This window comes from Pedobacter roseus, from assembly GCF_014395225.1.
Lineage (GTDB): Bacteria > Bacteroidota > Bacteroidia > Sphingobacteriales > Sphingobacteriaceae > Pedobacter > Pedobacter roseus.
In genome coordinates, this window is the sequence record NZ_CP060723.1 from 159,784 (window position 1) to 178,743 (window position 18,960).

Below are 18,960 nucleotides of genomic sequence, written 5' to 3' on the forward strand. Positions count from 1 at the left end.
AAAATGACGGGCATAAAGAAAATCTTTCTTGGGCTATTAGTTATCTTCCTGCTTATGCAGATCTTACAGCCTGCACGCAATAAAAGCGTGCAGGTTATGCCTCAGGATATATCCACACTTGTTCCTGTGCCTGATGATGTACAGGGTATACTTAAAAAATCATGTTATGACTGTCATAGCAACAACACGGAATATCCATGGTATGCCTATGTTCAGCCGCTTCACTGGTACCTTAACAGTCACATACGATCGGGAAAAGAGGAGCTGAACTTTAATGAATTCGCCGGCTATACCTTGCGAAGGCGTCAGAACAAACTGCGGGCCATAGAAAATAGCTTAAAAGATGGTACAATGCCGCTTTCTTCTTATATCCTGATCCACAGAAATGCAATATTAGATCCGAGGGAAAAGTCGATACTCATAAAGTGGGTAAAGAATTCAAGGGATAGTTTGAACAGAAAGAATCTCACTGCTCTTTAAATTAACAAAGAAATGAAAAATATTTTAACAGTCTTTTTATTGATACTCTATTCTGTGGTTTCCGCCCAGGATATGAAGGGAATGAAAATGGACAAGAACGGCAGTGCTGGTCAGTCCAGGGTAATCTATACCTGTGTGATGCACCCGGAAATACAATCGAAAAAACCCGGGAACTGTCCAAAGTGCGGAATGAAGCTTATCCTGCAGAAAGGTAAAGCGGATAAGGCAAAGACAGCTGATCTGCTCAATAAGAAACAGGAAGCAAAAAAGGGGGCTATGGAAGTCATGAAAATGCCGGCAGAAAAATTGGAAAGTAAGCCGAAACCAGAATCAGTAACCTATACCTGCCCAATGCACCCCGAGATCCATGATTCCAAACCTGGCAACTGTCCCAAATGTGGGATGAAGCTTGTTAAGGAAAAGCCCAAGGCTAACCCTGAGAAGAATGGGGAAATAAAGGAAAGTTCCAAAAAGAGTGAGGATATGGGTGATATGGCGGGCATGGCAATGGATGATAGCAGTTCTGACATGGAAAATATCAAAACTGCAAAGGCTAATTTGGGCCCGATTAGAACCGTTTCGAATAAATTTCCACCACGCACCGTGCGTTATGATCTTTACATAGCCGATACAACGGTAACTTATGGAAAAAAATCAAAGCGGGCAATTGCGGTAAATGGACAGATTCCTATGCCGACACTGACCTTTACGCAAGGCGATACCGCACTGATCTACGTGCATAATAATCTTGACGAGGAAACCGCGCTGCACTGGCACGGACTTTTTCTTCCGAACAAGATGGACGGTGTTCCTTTTCTGACCCAAATGCCGATCAAACCGCACGCTAATTACATCTATAAGTTCCCCATCGTCCAGCATGGAACGCACTGGTACCACAGCCACAGCGGCCTTCAGGAACAGATAGGTATGTATGGGGCTTTTATCATGAACAAACGGACGGAGTGGGATATTCCAACCCTTCCAGTAGTCATTAGCGAATGGACAGATATGAAGCCCGAGGAGGTTCATAGAAGCCTAAAAAATGCCAACGACTGGTTTGCCATCAAAAAAGGGACTACCCAGAGTTATGCAGAAGCGATCAGGACCGGACATTTTAAAACAAAGGTAGCCAATGAATGGAAGCGCATGAATGCCATGGATGTGAGCGATGTGTATTATGAAGCCTTTCTCATCAATGGGAAAAATCAGAACGAACAGCCGCAGTTCAAGGCTGGGGACAAGGTAAGGCTGCGTATTGCAAATGGGGGTGCCTCAGATTATTTCTGGCTTAAATATGCAGGGGGCAAGATTACCGTTGTGGCGACTGATGGAAATGATGTGGAGCCTGTAGAGGTCGACAGGCTGATTATAGCGGTTTCCGAAACCTATGATGTAGTGGTCACGATTCCGGAAAATAAGAGCTATGAATTTTTGGTCACTCCTGAAGACCGTACGGGATCAGCATCGCTATGGCTGGGCAAGGGAGAAAAGGTGCATGCAGAGAAAATGCCCAAACTGAAATATTTTGCCGGAATGAAGATGATGAACGATATGATGGATATGAGCGGCAATATGGTACAGATGGAAGGCATGAAGATGCAGAACCAGGTTATGGATATGAATACGGTGATGTACCCGGAGGTAACCGGTGAAGAAAATCCGAAAACAGAGAAAAAAATGAAGGGGATGCCGGGTATGCAGATGTCCGGTGATAAAAGTCTGGCAGGGATGAATATGGAGGCAGAAAGTCCCGATATCATCACCCTCAATTACAACATGCTCCGTGATCCAAAGAAAACAACCCTGCCAAAAGGCCCCTGGAAGGAACTCAAGTTTGACCTTACAGGAAATATGAACCGTTACGTCTGGACGCTGGATAACAAAACCGTTTCTGAAAGCGATAAGATACTGATAAAAAAAGGCGAAAATGTGAGGATAATCCTTTACAACAACAGTATGATGCGCCATCCCATGCACCTTCACGGCCATGACTTCAGGGTAATTAACCGGCAGGGAGAATATGCCCCGATGAAGAACATTATTGACATCATGCCCATGGAGCGGGATACCCTTGAATTTGCTGCGACAGAGCCGGGCGGGGACTGGTTTTTCCACTGCCATATTCTCTACCACATGATGAGCGGTATGGGAAGAGTTTTCAGTTACGAGAATTCAGCACCAAATCCCGAAATTCCGGATCCTAAGCTGGCCCAGCGCAAACTCTTCAGTGATGACAGGGCTTTTCATCCAATGGCACGCATCGGAATCGAAACCAATGGTAGCGACGGGGAGGTTATGCTTGCCAATACTCGTTACCGTTTTACAACCGAATGGCGCATTGGGTTTGACAAGGAAATGGGTTATGAAAGTGAAAGTCATTTTGGAAGATACATCGGACGAAACCAATGGCTATTACCGTATGTTGGATGGGATTTTAGAAAAAGGACGGTTGACCCGATGGACAAGAATATTTTTGGACAATCTTTATCGCCTGGAAACAATCTATTTGGGCAGGGAAATACCAAAAATTTCAGGCAGGTATTTCATTTGGGAGTTCAATATACCCTACCACTGCTGATCGTTGCAGATGCTTCCCTCGATCACAAGGGGAATGTCAGGTTTCAGCTGATGAGGGAAGATATCCCTGTTTCCAAAAGGTTGCGTTTCCAGTTTATGGTCAATACCGATAAGGAATACATGGCCGGATTCAGGTACATCGTTACGAAGTACTTTGGGCTTTCAACACATTACGACAGTGATATGGGCTATGGCGCCGGATTGACATTAAGCTACTAACAAATCAAAACATGGAACACACCTATAAAATAACCGGAATGAGCTGTCAGGGCTGCCGGAGCAAAGTTGAAAATGTGCTGAATGCGATTGATGGCGTTTCTGCACATGTAACCCTTGAACCTGCTGAAGCCGTCATAACTATGCAAGAACATATCCCAACGGAAAAGCTGCAGGAGGCTCTTTCTGCCGCCGGAAATTACGGTATTGAAATGGCAGTTCAGGGAAAACATGTTCTAAAATCGTCAGAACATCATAATCATGATCACTCAGCCAATGAGCAAAGTCCAGCGGCTCAAAATGATGATAAAAATGAAGCGGGAGGCCTGTTTTATTGTTCGATGCACTGTGAAGGTCAGAAGACTTATGATAGGCCAGGTCATTGCCCTGTATGCGGTATGGACCTGGTAAAACAGCCTGAGAAGAAACAGGCATCGCAGTTTACCTGCCCCATGCATCCCGAGATTATCAGGGACAAACCAGGATCATGTCCGCTTTGCGGAATGGACCTGGTACCTACGGGGACAAACCTTGAAGAAGATAAAACTTATGATACCCTGCTCAAAAAGTTCAAGATAGCAGCAGGTTTTACCATACCCATTTTTGTTATTGCCATGACGGAAATGATTCCCAGCAATCCTTTGTTTGATCTATTGGAACTTAAATACTGGAACTGGGTTCAGTTTTTTCTTTCCATTCCGGTAGTTTTTTATGCTACCTGGATGTTCTTTCAGCGTGCATGGCAATCGATTGTTACCTGGAAACTGAACATGTTTACCCTGATCGGGATTGGTGCGGGGGTAGCCTGGTGCTTCAGTATTGTTGCCATTCTATTCCCTGGAGTTTTTCCTGATCAGTTTAAAACACATCATGGTACCGTTTTCGTTTATTTCGAGGCGGCAACCGTGATACTTACACTGGTACTGCTCGGTCAGCTTTTGGAAGCCCGGGCCCATGGCAAAACGAACGGCGCCATTAAGGAACTGTTGAAACTGGCCCCTAACACCGCTACAAAAGTGATTGGAGATAAGGAATCATTGGTATCTATTGATGATATCCAAAAGGGAGACCTGCTGAGGGTAAAGCCTGGTGAAAAAATCCCGGTAGACGGGAGTATCAAGACCGGGGAAGCTATAATTGATGAATCCATGATCTCGGGAGAACCCGTTCCTGTCGAGAAAAAAATAGGGGACAGTGTAAGCTCGGGTACAATCAATGGCAATAGGACCTTTGTAATGCTTGCGGAAAAGGTTGGATCAGACACACTTTTATCCCAGATCATCGAAATGGTGAATTCGGCAAGCCGCTCAAAAGCGCCAATCCAAAAAATGGCTGATAAAATCTCAGGTTATTTCGTGCCTGTTGTGGTATTGATTTCTATTGTAACGTTCGTGGTATGGGCTGTATACGGCCCCGATCCGGCCTACGTTTATGCTTTTGTAAATGCAATAGCTGTATTGATTATCGCATGTCCATGTGCGCTGGGCCTGGCTACGCCAATGTCAGTAATGGTGGGAGTAGGTAAGGGCGCTCAGTCTGGTATACTGATCAAGAATGCTGAATCCCTTGAGAAAATGAATGCGATTGATGTAGTGGTCATTGACAAGACAGGTACGGTAACCGAAGGTAAACCTTCGGTAGAAAAGGTGCATAGTATAAATCCGGATTTTACGGAGCATGGTATACTTGAAAAAATTGTGGCTTTGAACAGCAGTAGTGAGCATCCGTTGGCTCAGGCAACCCTGCGTTACGGGCAGGAGAACAAAATAGATGTTAAGCCCATATCAAGCTTTGAGGCCATCACTGGGAAAGGGGTAATGGGTCTTTTGAATGGAGAAAGGTTGGCTTTGGGGAACCAGAAATTAATGCAGCAGATTAAAGCCATAATTGATCCTAAATTAGAGAAAGAAGTTAGTGCCGCTCAAAAGCAGGGTAAAACAGTTTCTTATTTAGCCGTAGGAAATAAAGCTGTTGGCTTTGTTGTTATCTCTGATAAGATCAAGCCTTCCAGCGCAGCTGCCATCCGAAAACTCCAACATGAGGGCATCAAGGTAATCATGTTTACCGGCGACAACGGGGATACTGCGAAATCAGTAAGCGAAACTTTGAATTTAGACGGTTTCAAAGCTCAGATGCTCCCAGAGGATAAACTGAATGAAATAAAAAAGCTGCAGGCCGAAGGCAATAAGGTAGCCATGGCAGGCGATGGCATCAATGATGCACCTGCACTTTCCCAGGCCGATATCGGGATTGCGATGGGCACGGGAACAGATGTCGCCATTCAGAGCGCAGCCATCACATTGGTAAAGGGAGATTTAAACGGGATCGCAAAAGCCCGTTTGTTAAGCCATAAGGTTATGGCCAATATCAAAGGAAACCTGTTTTTTGCTTTGGGATACAATGTATTGGGGATTCCCATAGCTGCAGGTATTTTATATCCGGTTTTTGGGATTTTACTTTCACCAATGATAGCTGCACTCGCGATGAGTTTTAGTTCAGTTTCTGTTATCTTGAATTCTCTGAGATTGAGAAATGCAAAAATTGACTGATATTTTTTTCAAGCCCACCAGAAAAAAGGTAGTTGCTGTTCCTGATAGATGTTTTTGAAGTATTTAATGTTCGTACAATTTGGTTTTTCCAAGAGGTTGAAAACGTAAATTGCCCCTTTTGATTTCATCGCCACATGATGGACGAGTTTCGAAGGGTAGGTAAGCTGATCAAGGTCTTTTTAGCACATTTGCAAACTAGTACATAAACAAATAAACAATGAGCCACTAACATAAAAACAGTACGTACGTCTGTTCTCCGAAATGGGCCAATAGTTCCAATGGACACTGTTCTCATGCTCTTGGGAATTTTCATCTATTTTTTTCCCTATTTTTATTTGTTCGAAGTAAAAACATACAAATAAGGTTATGGTGAATTTTAAAAGCAGTATTCCGGCGCTTCCAGTTGTTAGCATAAAAAAGGCAGTAGACTTTTATCAGATAAAAATGGGCTTCCAAACCCGCCATCAGGAAGATACTTTTGCCGTGATGGTAAGAGGTGGAGTTGAAATACATCTTTGGCAAGCCTGCGATCAGAGCTGGAAATTCAGGAGTTTATTACTTTTTCTAAGACTTATCCGGAGTGGGGCCGAAACATTCATCGCAGGGACTGCAAGCTGCAGGATCAAGGTTGAAGGAATTGAAGAACTTTATCAGGAATACAAGGACCAAGGTGTCCTGCATGGGGAACATAACACCATTGAAGAGCAATACTGGGGAGACCGGGACCTATCTACCTTGGATCTTTATGGAAACCTTCTCACTTTTTATGAAGAGATTGGCTAGCCGCAGCAAGAGGTTCCCTGTTGGATCGGCGGACACTTGATCGTTCCATAGCTACAGAAAACGCAGCAGTCTCCAGCGTTTGGCTTGAGGATGGTGCGGCAGTGAGAACACTCGTAAAAATATTGGCAGGAGTCGGTAGACATCTCTTCCTTTTTTGCAAAGCCGCACTTTGGACAGGTAATTGTTGAACTGAGTACAATTGTCATAATTAATTTTTCTCTATAAGGCTATTTCGATAGCCGATCTGCTTGATTTTTTTACTGATACTGTCTGCCGAAATACTATCAGGGTTATAGATGACAGTAGTCATTGCCTTTTCAAAGGATGTTGTCGACCTGGCAATTCCGCGAATGCCCGAAAGTCCTTTGTCTATATGGTCTGTGCACCCAGCGCAGCTCATTCCATTTATAGACAGGCGTGCCGTTTGAAGTTTTTCCTGCGTTGTTATGCTAGATTTCATCCCTTGGCCGGCAAACAAATTTGAATAATACGGAAAGGCGATCAAAAGCCCGCAGACAACCGTTACGATCCCAAGGAATTTTTTTGATCCCATGAAGTTTTTCCGCTCATTCTCACACCCGCAGTTGTCGCTTGGCATTGGTTTTTTTGTCAGTATTTTATACCAGGAAAGTCCAAATAGTATAAATGTCAGAACGATCATATAAGGACGATACGGTTCTATCCAGTTGAAATATATTGAAGCACTTCCAGCTGAACCTCCTACGGCAGCGATAAAGGGCACGATGCAGCAAAGTGAGGCAGTACATGCCGATAATAGTCCGGCAATCCAGCTTTTTTGGATTTCTTTGTTCATATCTGTATAGATATAGGTTTTTGAAGTTGATCGAAAAATGGTTGTAACAGTCCAAGCTGGCTGCCTTTGATAGAATAGAATATAGTCTGGCCCGATTTTCTTTGGTGGACCATATTTCCATCCTTCAGCTTTCGAAGGTGCTGCGATATTGCAGGTATAGTCATTTCCAATATATCGCTAAGGTCGCAGGGACAAAGTTCGCCTTCCCTGTTCAGCATGAACAGTATCTTTAGCCTGACCTCGTTTCCGGCGAGGGCCAATAAGCCCGAGAGGTCAGAAAAAAGCCCATCGCTTCCGTTTAATAACTCTTTACAGTTATTGATCTGGCCTTGGTCAGCGAAAATTCTTTTACAGGTATTCATAGGGAGTCAAATATAAGTATTTAAGCAATTACTTAAATATTATTTTGAAAATAATTTTGGAAGATCTGTTTTTTCAATTTGATTTGGTTATTAAATATAACTATCGTAATATTGCGATATAAAATTATGGGACTTACAAGATCAGAAATATTCACCGACGAGCAGAACCAGCTTTCTACATTGCTGAAAGCAATTGCGCATCCTGCCCGCATCGCCATCCTGCAAAGAATCCTTATATCAAATACCTGTATCTGCGGGGATCTGGTAGGGGAACTGGGCCTGGCTCAGGCGACCATTTCTCAGCATTTAAAAGAACTTAAAATGGCAGGGATCATACAGGGGACAATTGAAGGCGTGAGTGTCTGCTATTGTATCAACCCCAAAACCTGGAAATTATTGGAAGAACAGTTGGGAACCTTCTTTGGCTCGTACAAAGGCGAAACCAGCTGCTGCTAACCTTTTTTTATTTATATCAATCGTTAAATTGCAATATTATGAACAATGCAGAATTGACCAACTGGCAAACCTTTAAAGCCACATTAGAACATCATCCAGATTTAACCTTACAGTTCCAGTATGCGGAAGGAAAATGGGTAGATGCTTCATATCACATCACCGAAATCAAACAGGCACCGATCGTATCTGTGGACTGTGGTGGGAAAATGAATACCTGGACAGAAATCATTGTGCAGCTTTGGGAGCCATCGGTACAGGATAGCGAAAGGGCAATGCAGGTCAGCAAAGCCTTGTCAATTGTAAGTCTGGTAGAAAAATCTTTACCTCTTAACCCGTTGGGAACGGTTAAGATAGAGTTTGGAAACTCACAGTTTGATACCAGACAGATGTATCCCGGCGAATTTTTGATCGATGGCGATAACCTGATCGTTAACCTGATCCCTGATTTTACGCAGTGTAAAGCAATCGGACGTGGGGGAAGTTGTGGAACAACAGAAACTGATGAAGAATGCTGTGCACCAGCGGTGAAAGAAGAAAAACCAAAATTACAGATGGTAAACCTTGCTGGGGCGGGACAGACCTGTGAACCCGGTTCGGGCTGCTGCTAATCAGCGTATGGAAATTACAGCATTACTCCCCTTGCACTGGGAAGAAGTTAGAATTATTTATCTACAAGGTATCGCCACTAAGCAGGCTACCTTTCAGACCGATGCCCCAGCATGGGAAGAATGGGACAAAGGCCACCTGGCTGGTCTCCGCTATGTCGCTATCATTGATGGCAACGTGGCAGGCTGGGCAGCTTTAACCCCTGTTTCAGGCAGATGTGTCTATGCAGGGGTCACAGAAGTGAGCGTTTATATACATGAAGCTTTTCGGGGCAAGGGGGTAGGTAAGGCGCTATTGCAAAAGCTGGTCACCGAAAGTGAGGCCAGTAACATCTGGACGCTGCAATCAGGCATCTTTCCTGAAAATACGGCAAGTATCGCCCTCCACGAAAAGCTCGGTTTTAGAAAAATCGGTTATCGCGAAAAGATCGGCAAGATGGACGGGGTGTGGCGGGATACAGTGCTGATGGAACGAAGAAGTAAAATAACAGGACAAGAATAAAAACATGAAAAAAATATTAGTACTATGCACAGGAAACAGCTGTAGAAGCCAGCTGGCAGAAGGTTATTTAAGGCATTTTGCCGGAGACAATGCAGAGGTCTATAGCGCAGGGATTGAAACACATGGCGTAAATCCGAAAGCTATCGCAGTGATGGCTGAAGATCATATCGATATTTCGGGACATACCTCGAACCATGTGGATGAATATGCCGGAATTGATTTTGATGCAGTGATCACCGTTTGCGATAATGCGAATGAAGCCTGCCCTTTCTTTCCGGGCAAGGTAGACCGCTTCCACCAGAATTTCCCTGACCCTGCAAAGTCAACAGGAACGCCAGAGGAAGTGATGGACGAATTCAGAAGGGTACGCGAGCTGATCAAAGCCTATTCAGCAGATTTTGTAAACCAGTATATAAACCGATAAACCATGAGTGCAAACAATTGTGCCCCCGCTGCAGAACGAAAAAAACTGGGATTCCTTGACCGTTACCTGACCCTGTGGATCTTTATCGCGATGGCGATCGGGGTTGGCATCGGATATTTTATCCCCTCATCTTCCGGCTTTATCAATTCCTTTTCCAGCGGTACAACCAACATCCCATTGGCCATCGGCCTGATCCTGATGATGTACCCGCCACTTGCCAAGGTAAAATACGAAAAGATGGGCGAAGTATTTAAGGATACCAAAGTGTTGAGCGTTTCCCTGGTACTGAACTGGGTGATCGGCCCTTTGTTGATGTTCTTTCTTGCCATTACTTTTTTAAGGGACTATCCTGAATATATGGTTGGCCTGATCCTGATCGGTCTTGCCCGTTGTATCGCCATGGTGGTGGTATGGAACGAACTGGCAGAAGGAAACCGCGAATATGCCGCTGGCCTGATCGCATTGAACAGCATTTTCCAGGTATTGTTATACAGCGTGTTTGCCTATATATTTATTACGGTACTGCCACCTTTCTTTGGCCTAAAAAGCCTCGAGGTAAATATCACCATCGGTGAGATTGCAAAAAGTGTCGGTATCTACTTGGGACTACCTTTTGCAATGGGTATTATTTCCAGGTACACACTCATTAAACTCAAAGGTGAAGACTGGTTCCAGAATAAGTTCGTGCCATTTATCTCGCCTATTACCCTCATTGCACTGCTGTTCACCATTGTCATCATGTTCAGTCTGAAAGGTAACCTGATCGTGCAGATACCAATGGACGTGGTTCGTATTGCCATACCGCTGGTGATCTATTTCTCTATCATGTTCATCGTCAGCTTTTTTGCAGGCAGGTATTTCGGGGCAGATTATTCTAGAAGTACTTCCATTGCTTTTACAGCTACCGGGAACAATTTTGAACTGGCGATTGCTGTGGCCATCGGTGTATTCGGCATCAACTCCGGACAGGCCTTTGCAGGGGTAATCGGACCTTTGGTAGAAGTTCCCGCATTGATTGCCCTGGTGAACCTGGCCTTCTGGTTCAGGAAAAAATATTACGCACCGGTACAGGCACCCAATTAATCAAACTGAATAAACCTCAAAATAACTATGAAAATTGCTTTATTCTCTGACATCCATGCCAATCTTCCGGCACTGGAAGCATTCTTTAAAGACGTTGAAACCAGAAATACCGATGTCATTTATTGCCTGGGCGACCTTGTTGGTTACAACATCTGGCCCAATGAAGTGATAGATGAGATCCGCAGGCGTGGCATTCCGACCATTGCGGGAAATTATGATTGGGGCATTGGCCGATCCAGTGATGATTGCGGCTGTGCCTATAAAACTAACGAAGAAAAAGAGATGGGCAAGGTGTCTATATCTTATACAAATGAAATTGTAAAAGATGAACAGCGTGCTTACCTGAAAACCTTGCCTGCCCACATCAGGCTTGAATACCAATTAAACCACGACAAACGGAATATCCTGTTCGTACATGGCAGTCCAAGAAAGGTAAACGAATACCTTTTTGAAGACCGTGAGGAGAAAAGCATGATCAGGATCATGGAGCAGGCCGATGCAGACATCATGTGTTTTGGTCATACCCATCAGCCTTACCACCGCATTTTAAATTCCGGAACTGATGGTAACGATCACTTCAGGCATGCGATCAATATCGGATCGGTCGGTCAGCCAAAGGACAAAGACCCGAGGGGCGGTTATGTGATCCTGACCATTAACGCGGACAGTACGGTAACGGTTAAAGACAGCATCCAGGTTGAATTTATCCGCTTTGACTACGATATCGAGAAAGCTGCAAAAGCAGTTGAGGACAGCCCGCTTCCCAATGGATATGCTGATATGTTACGTAACGGATAGTGATCAGAAATGAGTTATTCCGATAAATATAATTCGGTTCCGGAGCAAAACAGCTTTGGGAGATTTATCAAGGAACAACGTTCCTTAAAAATGATGACCCAGAATGATCTCGCCAGCATGCTGGGACTTAACAGGACGCTTATTGCGAAGATAGAAATCAATAGGGTTCCTTTTAACTACAAAAGGCTGGATAAACTGGCAGAGATATTCGGGGCCGATCTTACTGAGGTTAAGCTTAAGTTTTACAGCTGGCATTTTACCAGCTTAATTAAAGAGGGGGCTGCCCATTAAAAGCACTTGATCTGGCAAAAGCAAATTTTAAGAAACCGGATTTAAAATAATAAAAAAATAAAGGAAATGAAAGTCGCATTATTTTCGGACGTACATGCTAATATCTTTGCTTTTGAAGCTATGCTCATGGATATGGACAGCCAAAAGCCCGACGCCGTTTATTGTCTAGGGGATCTTGTAGGTTATCACATCTATCCCAATGAAGTCATCGACGAAATCCGCAGGCGAGGGATTGCAACCCTGAAAGGCAATCATGACGAAAAAGTTGAAAATATCATTACCACTCCTGAAAGTTTAAGTGAACCGGGCAAAAAATATGCTTATCACCTAATCCGTGAGGATAACAGGGAATATCTGAAAACACTTCCGGGACATATCAGGTTAGAAAATAAGCTGAATAATGAAAAACTAAATCTTGTTTTTGCCCATGGCAGCACCAGAAGCATAGATGAATACATACTGATAGATACCGATGCAGGTTATGTTTTGGAAATGCTTAAAGAAGCGAATGCAGATATGCTTTTTGTCGGACACTCGCACAAACCGTATCACCGAATCTTAGAGACACGAGATGGAAGGTTTAAACATGTGATCAACCTGGGGGCAGTCGGAAAACCCAAAGATGGCAATCCAGATGGATGTTACGTCATACTCCACCTAAATGCAGAAAGCTCTACAACTAATAAAAATAGCATTGAGATAGAATTCAGGCGTGTTGAGTACGATGTGGAAGCATCCGCCAAAGCTATTGAAAACAGTCTTCTGCCCAAAGAATTTGCGGATGCATTGCGCTTAGCAAATTAAAAATTAACCGCCGGTAGAAATGATGGCTTTTTTATTTTATAGTTGATAATGCTGAATTTTATTTCAGAGTTTACGAGGATATGTGCAAAAAAAAAATTGTACAAAGCTTATACTTAGCTTATTTTAGAACCTACGCTCAAATATATGCATACCTTGGAAACGCCTTCAAAACCCCGTGGGTGGAACGACCTGACCCTACAAGAATTTAAATCAATATATCCTGTCATAGAGGAAAATGCAAATAGGCATTTCCGCTGCGCTGAAATACTTGGGAAATCTGACGAACCTCAGAATGCAATCGCTCATTTGATTTTGGGTACGGAAGAACTCATAAAAGCTTTTGCCTGTTTGTTAATGTCTAGAAAAGTACCCCTGAGACAGCAATCATGGTTTAAGAAGATTTTCCTTCATCACAAGGTAAGGCATGATCTGGTTAAGGATTTTTTTTCGATGTATCTTTTGTTTCGCTTTTCTTCGTCTACAAACTTAAGGCCAACTGGAATATTCTCCTTTTTAAGGGCAGCATTAATGAATACTGCCATGGCTACAGCTAATTACTTTTGGTGGAGCAATGCCGATAGTTTGAAACAGAGGGCTTTCTATGTTGATTTTATTAATTCAATTGTCGATCCCTCTACTATTACGGCTGGCGACTATCAGGTAGCCAAAGCTTATGTCAATCTTTTCCAAAAAGACATTGCTAAACTTATGAGATCCATTGAGGTAATGTCCGATAAAGAATTAAAGTCTTGGACTCCATTTAACATTAACGAGTTGGATAAGCTTCGGGAACAGGCATACAAATTGCAAAAAGAAAGAAAAAAATCATGAGGCCATGGAACGTTTGCTTTCCGTATTTTGCAGAAAATTATTTTGCCATTTTGGAGTTTTTCAAGTCACTCAATAAATCAACGATAAAGAACAGGTTGGTAGCTTTTTCTAAGATAAGCTGAATAATTCTTATAAAGACATCTATAGGTTTATGTGCTGGAATGACTTTCAAAAGCAATTTATGGGTGGAGTGGAGGGAATTTACGACATCAAAACTTTTGCTGGGGTACTAACTGGCTACTCATTAGAGTAAAAAAGCTGCAAAAATAAAACCGGGCTTGTAATAATCCTATTGGACAGCTCTGTTTTACGAACAGTTTTTTGTTGCCTAAACAACTAATTCTGGTTAATATTTCCTAGATTGGGATTCACGCTTACCTCAAATTTGACTTTTTATGACTCTAGTAATTGCACAGAGGAACGACAAAGGTGTATCGTTCTCTTCAGATTCCAGGATTTCGTTTGGTGAGGCTGGTTTCTTTGATAAGGGGATCAAGATATTTACTGTTCCTTTTAAATTAAAAGGGCCTGCAAAATCCAGGGAGGATTTCAATAAGTATGAACATGAGCTAAGCTATGGGCTTGCGGTCGTGGGAAGTTCCATTAATGCGAATACAGTTAAAGACTCCATTGCCGAAATTCTCCCGAATGTAACCTATCTAACAAACATGTCTGATGTATCTATCATAGGGATCAGCTCCCTTGTTCTTAAATACTATAGGGAGGTTTCTCAGGAGCTAACCGCTGTTCTGGGAAAAACAGGCCTTTCGGAAATTCTACTTGGAGGCTACTGCATCGTCGAGAAGCGGGTGCGTATAGTGCGTTTTTATCCGGATATAAAGGAAGATCAAGTCGATTACCAATTTGAAGAGATACTGCCAGAACATGGAATGATGTTTTTCGGCTCGGGTAAAGCGTATGCTGAACAGGTCTTTAAGGAAAACGAAACTCTAGATCCATTGCAGATATTAAAAAAGGTAATTGAATCCAAGGCCGATGCTGCGGTAGGTGGAAACATGCAGCGCGGAAACTTTTATGGTGAAAATTTTAAAATCAGTGGAGTCGTAGAGGTCCAGCTAGACGAAAAAGGTAATTCAATTAAGAAGACAAATTACAGAAGAGCCTTTCTGGTTGAGAATGAAATTGAAGAATTCAAAAAGCCACCATATTTGGCATTAACATATGGATATACTTCGGTCAAACTGATACCCTGAAGCTAAAGCAGTATGGTACTGGCTAAGAACTAGCCTGCAGTAAAATTTGCCTCCATGCGGATTATATATAATACTGATTTGCAAAACCAATAACAAACGATATGAAGAAAGGATCTCTGGAAGAGTTGTATGACTACTTTAAAAAATTCCATTTATCTGATACGCTATATTTATTCGGGGCAATTAATGCTGTCTTAAAATATGGTGAGCAAAAGCTCCACAGCTCGAATGTTCCAGAGCATCTGTATAGATGGATAGGTCGGTTGACAGAGCAGGAAAGAAAGTTTGTTGGATTGAATCTGACCCGGATGGCAAGATTTATGATCTTGAGCGGGGCAAATGATCATAAAGGACAACGGATGTTGCTTGATACCCCAGCATTTCATAAGGCTTACGAAATGGTAATAGAGCTTTATGATACAGACGTTGACATTCCAATCGACCAAGGTCCGGAGGCCATATCTCAATATTTCTCTCGCATTGGTCAAATCCAGTTCCCCCTGCAAGTAAGGCAGCATACCGTTATTGGAAGAGGTTATGCCATGTTCATATCAAATCCTTCTATTGCAACGTCTGCATATGACTTTAACAGAAAGCTAATGGAGTTTTACAAACTGGATTGTTTTCAGTTTATGGCTACAGGTATTGCGTTGTGGGTATTGGTAAATGGGATATTAGACTACGAAATGACCATAGAGATCTCCAAATTAAAAGATATCGTCACCCCGGAAGCAATATCTATTTTCACAGAATTAGCAACAGGAACTGCAAAACAATACAGGGAAATGGTTCGTGGTCCAGGTCGAGGCAATCAGATGGATAAATTAAAAGACATTTATGGACATGACCCCTTCACCGCCATCCCCGCAATACGGGTAGATAGATCCAGCGTTCTCAGGGCTGGTACCGTAGTCGTCCCTCAGCCTAAATATTTTTTGGAAAAGGCAAGTGCTGGGATATTTTATTTATTGGCGAATAAAGAACAACAAATCGCAAACGCTGCTGGAAAAACGGGCGAAAATCCCTTTCGTAATGCGTTTGGAATCGCTTTCAGGGAATATATAGGACGGCACCTCAAGACGCCAGGCAAAGCACACACATTTATTGATCTAGACGTTGATTTTTCCGAGCCTTGGACTGGACTTCTTCCTGATTTTGCACTTATTAATGCTGAAGTATGTTTGCTTGTGGAAGTTAAAACAACTTTATTAAAACTTCCGGCAAGGAGTTATTTTGAACCTGAAATTATCAAAGGGGAGGTTCAGGCTGGAAACCTAAAAAAGGCTGTACGGCAATTGGATTCATTTAGGAAGGCTATTTTAGAAAAAAAAGTTAAAGATATTAGGTTTGGAAAAGTAACGAGAATCCTAAATATCATAGTCGGATATGATCAGGTATATGTTTTAAACTCCGCTATTCTTCCAGATCTAACCGCAGCTCACAAGGAAATCTCTTATGATCTTCAGCTCGCAAGTATCGCTGATGTTGAAATGATGGGCAGTGCATTGGAGCAAGGATTCAACCTAAATGAGCTCATGGACAAGAAAGTTGCGGACCCTGGTGCCGTCCGATGGTCAATCGCTACTTATTTGCAAAATTGTCATGTAACATCAAAAAATCAAATACTGAATGAGGCTTTTCTCCAATGTATGGAAAGGTTAGGACTGAACAAAAAAACGGTGTAAGACCTAAGTCCGGAAAAATCCTAGGATTCAAGCATCCAGAAAGGAGGAAGGATTTATGGAAAATATTCATAGCATTTATAATAAATATGCTCAAGCTACGTCTTTATATATGAGAGCGTTAATTTAGAACGGGGAATGATCATTACGATTGTCTCCCGTTTTTTATTTGTGTCTGAAAGTTAGGTGCTTAACTATTATTTATTTCTTAGATTTTTTCTTTAATTTTAATGGTGAGGGAACTTGAACCACCATTTGAACTAGGGCTTGATGGCCGGCAGATTACGGTTGCTGAACATGAGATTGGTTCAAACAGGGTATTCCATGTTGACTTTGGCGGCTGGAAAAAGTCACTGGTGATTGCGATCGGAATTGGTATCCGGGACCAGAAGTTCTGGACTTCAATCCCGCAGGGGAGACAGGCCGAGGCGCAGGAGATAGGGAAATTAATTGCGGAGCATATCCGCGCTAATAGGAAATAATCATGTGTTATTACAACGGACAGAAAGTGACCAGAGCCGAGTTTATCCAACTCAAGCAATTGGAAAAAGCGGTCAGAAACTATGATTTTTTGGACAAGGGCGTACATAATGGGTTCAACTATGCGCCATGTGCAATTGTTGTTGCGACTGATGACCGCAGGGATTTTGAGATCCAGCAGGCCGAATGGGGATTTATCCCAGGTTATGCAAAAGACCGCGAAGAGGCCAAAAAGTTTAGGGGCATGTATACCACGCTCAACTTTAAGGCGGAGAATCTTTTTACTAATGAGGTTGGTAAAAAATCCATGTGGGCAGAGGCAGCGCGCCAGCGTCGATGTCTGGTGCTCTCAACTGGTATCATCGAATCCATGCATGTACCTACCTATGGTAAGAAGGGTCAGTTGCTGAAGGCAACAGATAAAGTTCCTTATATGATTGGTATTGTGGATAAAGAATATTTCTGGTTTCCCGGAGTATATAATGATTGGTTTGATAAGGAAGCCGGGCGATGGGTGCGCACGGTTGCCTTTGGAACTACCGCGGCAAATGGAATCATGCAGCAGATCCATAATTCTAAAAAAAGAATGCCAACTATCCTTACGGATGATTTGGCCTGGGAGTGGCTAATGGAGGAACCAAGCGAAGAACGCCTGACCGAAATTGCACTTACCCAAATCCCATCAAAATTAATGGAGGCATGTACCATCGATAAGGATTACCGTTTTGCAGGCGAGGCTACACCGGCTGATTATCCCGATCATCCAGCTCTTGACCTTACCTTTGTAGATCAGGAACAACTGGATTTTGATCATTGGAGAAACTAGCGGTTCTTTTTTAATTTAGCGCAAAAGATAGAAACGAAATGTCAAGCCAAAAGCCGCTCCAACCACAGATGGCAAGCCAGGGATGGAAACAGTTCCTCGCCGCAAAAACCCGAATGCTTGCTGCCTATGATCTAGCGAAGGATCTGGAAAACAATAAGCTGGTAAAAGTCAGACATGGTCTTGTAGCAGAGGCCGAATTTCGAAAATGGCTAAGCGAATTTTTGCCAAAAAGATATGCGGTAACATCTGGATATATCATTTCACCCGGGATTTCCAGCAAGGAGCACATGGTGCATTATGATGTGATCATATATGACCAGTTGGAATCTCCTGTGCTTTGGGTCGAGGAGAATCCAGATTCTTCCGGTCAGGGAAAGTCGCTGGCAATACCTGTTGAGTATGTCCATGCGGTATTTGAGGTGAAATCCGCATTTAACAGGCAGTCAGCGAAGGAAGCGGTCGACCAGCTTTCCAAGCTTAAGCCATTATTGGCGCGGGTAGACTCGCCGACCAGTCGCGCCAAGATGTATCTTCCTGCCAATTTCTTTTGTGCAACTGTATTTTTCGAACTCCGTAAAGAGCATGATAAAGATTTTGCAGCTATAGATGAACTAGTTAATGCCACAATGATTCGAAGATTCTATGGGGGAATTATACTCCGGGCCGAAACGCTTGATAGATACAACAGCGGAAAAATAAGCTTCAGGAATGAAAATGTCGATTCTAAGCCAAACAACAACTCATCGTTATCCTTTTGGACAACATCGAAATGCCTAAAGTATAAGGATGATCAATATTTCAGCCTGCTGCTGACATTCTGGGAACAGCATTTTTCCGAGTTTGCCTTTGACATCTTAGCGCTTTTGAAAAACACCTATCAGCCCAATGTTCTGTCCAGTCTATATTGCACGGGTTCCACCTCTTTGGAAAATGGCAGTATCGTAGAAACCAGGTACGCTGATCCGGAAGGCTACAAGCGATACCAGGAAGAAACGGCGGCAATTCTTAAAGCACAGGGTTTCGTTGGATTGGAGCCATCGGATATCTAATTTTACGAGTTTTCTTATTTAGCAACACAAGGGGATACTTATTTTTCTTTTTGCAAGATAAAATAGCAATCTGTGTGCGCAACATTAGGCTATGTCCTAATTGGAGTTCTCCACCAAAAGCACAATCTTTTCAA

21 protein-coding genes are annotated in these 18,960 nt (G+C 42.9%); 18 read left to right on the forward strand and 3 right to left on the reverse strand.

The features are described 5' to 3' along the window. The first annotated feature begins 54 nt into the window (after nucleotides 1-54). From H9L23_RS00745 to H9L23_RS00760, 4 genes are all read left to right on the forward strand, one after another. The gene (locus H9L23_RS00745) at nucleotides 55-480 is read left to right on the forward strand and encodes a heme-binding domain-containing protein (RefSeq protein WP_246474801.1); all 426 of its coding nucleotides are present in this window, start codon (nucleotides 55-57) and stop codon (nucleotides 478-480) included. Nucleotides 481-492: 12 nt separating this feature from the next. Beyond that, nucleotides 493-3,276: a multicopper oxidase domain-containing protein gene (locus H9L23_RS00750; protein ID WP_187593159.1), complete on the forward strand. Its 2,784-nt coding sequence runs from the start codon at nucleotides 493-495 to the stop codon at nucleotides 3,274-3,276. A gap of 11 nt (nucleotides 3,277-3,287) precedes the next feature. Then, on the forward strand, nucleotides 3,288-5,822 hold the full coding sequence (locus H9L23_RS00755) for a heavy metal translocating P-type ATPase (protein ID WP_145859722.1): 2,535 nt from the start codon (nucleotides 3,288-3,290) through the stop codon (nucleotides 5,820-5,822). 366 nt (nucleotides 5,823-6,188) lie between these two features. Continuing rightward, a complete protein-coding gene (locus H9L23_RS00760; RefSeq protein WP_145859725.1) occupies nucleotides 6,189-6,605 on the forward strand; it encodes a VOC family protein in 417 nt (138 codons plus the stop codon). On the opposite strand, the gene H9L23_RS26955 is transcribed toward H9L23_RS00760, so the two are convergent. The 3 genes from H9L23_RS26955 to H9L23_RS00770 are packed head-to-tail and all read right to left on the reverse strand — an operon-like array spanning nucleotide 6,602 to nucleotide 7,781. Further along, nucleotides 6,602-6,811, reverse strand: a complete 210-nt coding sequence (locus tag H9L23_RS26955; RefSeq protein ID WP_317175279.1) for a GDCCVxC domain-containing (seleno)protein — start codon at nucleotides 6,809-6,811, stop codon at nucleotides 6,602-6,604. The genes H9L23_RS00760 and H9L23_RS26955 overlap by 4 nt on opposite strands. Nucleotides 6,812-6,813: 2 nt before the next feature. Then, the gene (gene merTP / locus H9L23_RS00765; RefSeq protein ID WP_145859728.1) at nucleotides 6,814-7,419 is read right to left on the reverse strand and encodes a mercuric transport protein MerTP; all 606 of its coding nucleotides are present in this window, start codon (nucleotides 7,417-7,419) and stop codon (nucleotides 6,814-6,816) included. Further along, nucleotides 7,416-7,781: an ArsR/SmtB family transcription factor gene (locus H9L23_RS00770; protein WP_145859731.1), complete on the reverse strand. Its 366-nt coding sequence runs from the start codon at nucleotides 7,779-7,781 to the stop codon at nucleotides 7,416-7,418. Before H9L23_RS00770 ends, merTP begins: the two co-directional genes overlap by 4 nt. A gap of 126 nt (nucleotides 7,782-7,907) precedes the next feature. Here H9L23_RS00770 and H9L23_RS00775 point away from each other — a divergent pair, with 126 nt between their 5' ends. The 14 genes from H9L23_RS00775 to H9L23_RS00840 all read left to right on the forward strand — a co-directional run bounded on the left by H9L23_RS00775 (nucleotide 7,908) and on the right by H9L23_RS00840 (nucleotide 18,826). Next, nucleotides 7,908-8,237, forward strand: a complete 330-nt coding sequence (locus H9L23_RS00775; RefSeq protein ID WP_145859733.1) for an ArsR/SmtB family transcription factor — start codon at nucleotides 7,908-7,910, stop codon at nucleotides 8,235-8,237. Between the two features lie 38 nt (nucleotides 8,238-8,275). Continuing rightward, nucleotides 8,276-8,845 carry a DUF6428 family protein gene (locus H9L23_RS00780; protein WP_145859735.1) on the forward strand — a complete coding sequence of 190 codons (570 nt, stop codon included), beginning with the start codon at nucleotides 8,276-8,278 and terminating at the stop codon, nucleotides 8,843-8,845. A 7-nt stretch (nucleotides 8,846-8,852) separates the two neighbouring features. Next, the gene (locus H9L23_RS00785) at nucleotides 8,853-9,344 is read left to right on the forward strand and encodes a GNAT family N-acetyltransferase (protein WP_187593160.1); all 492 of its coding nucleotides are present in this window, start codon (nucleotides 8,853-8,855) and stop codon (nucleotides 9,342-9,344) included. A gap of 4 nt (nucleotides 9,345-9,348) precedes the next feature. Continuing rightward, complete coding sequence (locus H9L23_RS00790; RefSeq protein ID WP_145859739.1) at nucleotides 9,349-9,768, forward strand: arsenate reductase ArsC; 420 nt, start codon at nucleotides 9,349-9,351, stop codon at nucleotides 9,766-9,768. A 3-nt stretch (nucleotides 9,769-9,771) separates the two neighbouring features. After that, nucleotides 9,772-10,851 (forward strand): ACR3 family arsenite efflux transporter, encoded by a 1,080-nt coding sequence (gene arsB, locus H9L23_RS00795; RefSeq protein ID WP_145859741.1) that lies wholly within the window; start codon nucleotides 9,772-9,774, stop codon nucleotides 10,849-10,851. 27 nt (nucleotides 10,852-10,878) lie between these two features. Further along, nucleotides 10,879-11,649: a metallophosphoesterase family protein gene (locus H9L23_RS00800; protein WP_145859743.1), complete on the forward strand. Its 771-nt coding sequence runs from the start codon at nucleotides 10,879-10,881 to the stop codon at nucleotides 11,647-11,649. 90 nt (nucleotides 11,650-11,739) lie between these two features. Continuing rightward, on the forward strand, nucleotides 11,740-11,940 hold the full coding sequence (locus tag H9L23_RS00805; protein ID WP_186462337.1) for a helix-turn-helix domain-containing protein: 201 nt from the start codon (nucleotides 11,740-11,742) through the stop codon (nucleotides 11,938-11,940). A 66-nt stretch (nucleotides 11,941-12,006) separates the two neighbouring features. After that, nucleotides 12,007-12,744, forward strand: a complete 738-nt coding sequence (locus H9L23_RS00810; RefSeq protein ID WP_187593161.1) for a metallophosphoesterase family protein — start codon at nucleotides 12,007-12,009, stop codon at nucleotides 12,742-12,744. A 144-nt stretch (nucleotides 12,745-12,888) separates the two neighbouring features. Then, nucleotides 12,889-13,575, forward strand: a complete 687-nt coding sequence (locus H9L23_RS00815; protein WP_187593162.1) for an AbiV family abortive infection protein — start codon at nucleotides 12,889-12,891, stop codon at nucleotides 13,573-13,575. A 395-nt stretch (nucleotides 13,576-13,970) separates the two neighbouring features. Beyond that, nucleotides 13,971-14,789, forward strand: coding sequence for a hypothetical protein (locus H9L23_RS00820; RefSeq protein WP_145859754.1), 819 nt, complete (start codon nucleotides 13,971-13,973; stop codon nucleotides 14,787-14,789). Between the two features lie 101 nt (nucleotides 14,790-14,890). After that, nucleotides 14,891-16,474 (forward strand): hypothetical protein, encoded by a 1,584-nt coding sequence (locus H9L23_RS00825; protein WP_187593163.1) that lies wholly within the window; start codon nucleotides 14,891-14,893, stop codon nucleotides 16,472-16,474. A gap of 227 nt (nucleotides 16,475-16,701) precedes the next feature. Next, a complete protein-coding gene (locus H9L23_RS00830; protein WP_187593164.1) occupies nucleotides 16,702-16,953 on the forward strand; it encodes a hypothetical protein in 252 nt (83 codons plus the stop codon). 2 nt (nucleotides 16,954-16,955) lie between these two features. Then, nucleotides 16,956-17,777, forward strand: coding sequence for an SOS response-associated peptidase (locus H9L23_RS00835; RefSeq protein ID WP_187593165.1), 822 nt, complete (start codon nucleotides 16,956-16,958; stop codon nucleotides 17,775-17,777). A 68-nt stretch (nucleotides 17,778-17,845) separates the two neighbouring features. Next, nucleotides 17,846-18,826 carry a DUF6602 domain-containing protein gene (locus tag H9L23_RS00840; RefSeq protein WP_187593166.1) on the forward strand — a complete coding sequence of 327 codons (981 nt, stop codon included), beginning with the start codon at nucleotides 17,846-17,848 and terminating at the stop codon, nucleotides 18,824-18,826. The last annotated feature ends 134 nt before the right edge of the window (nucleotides 18,827-18,960 follow it).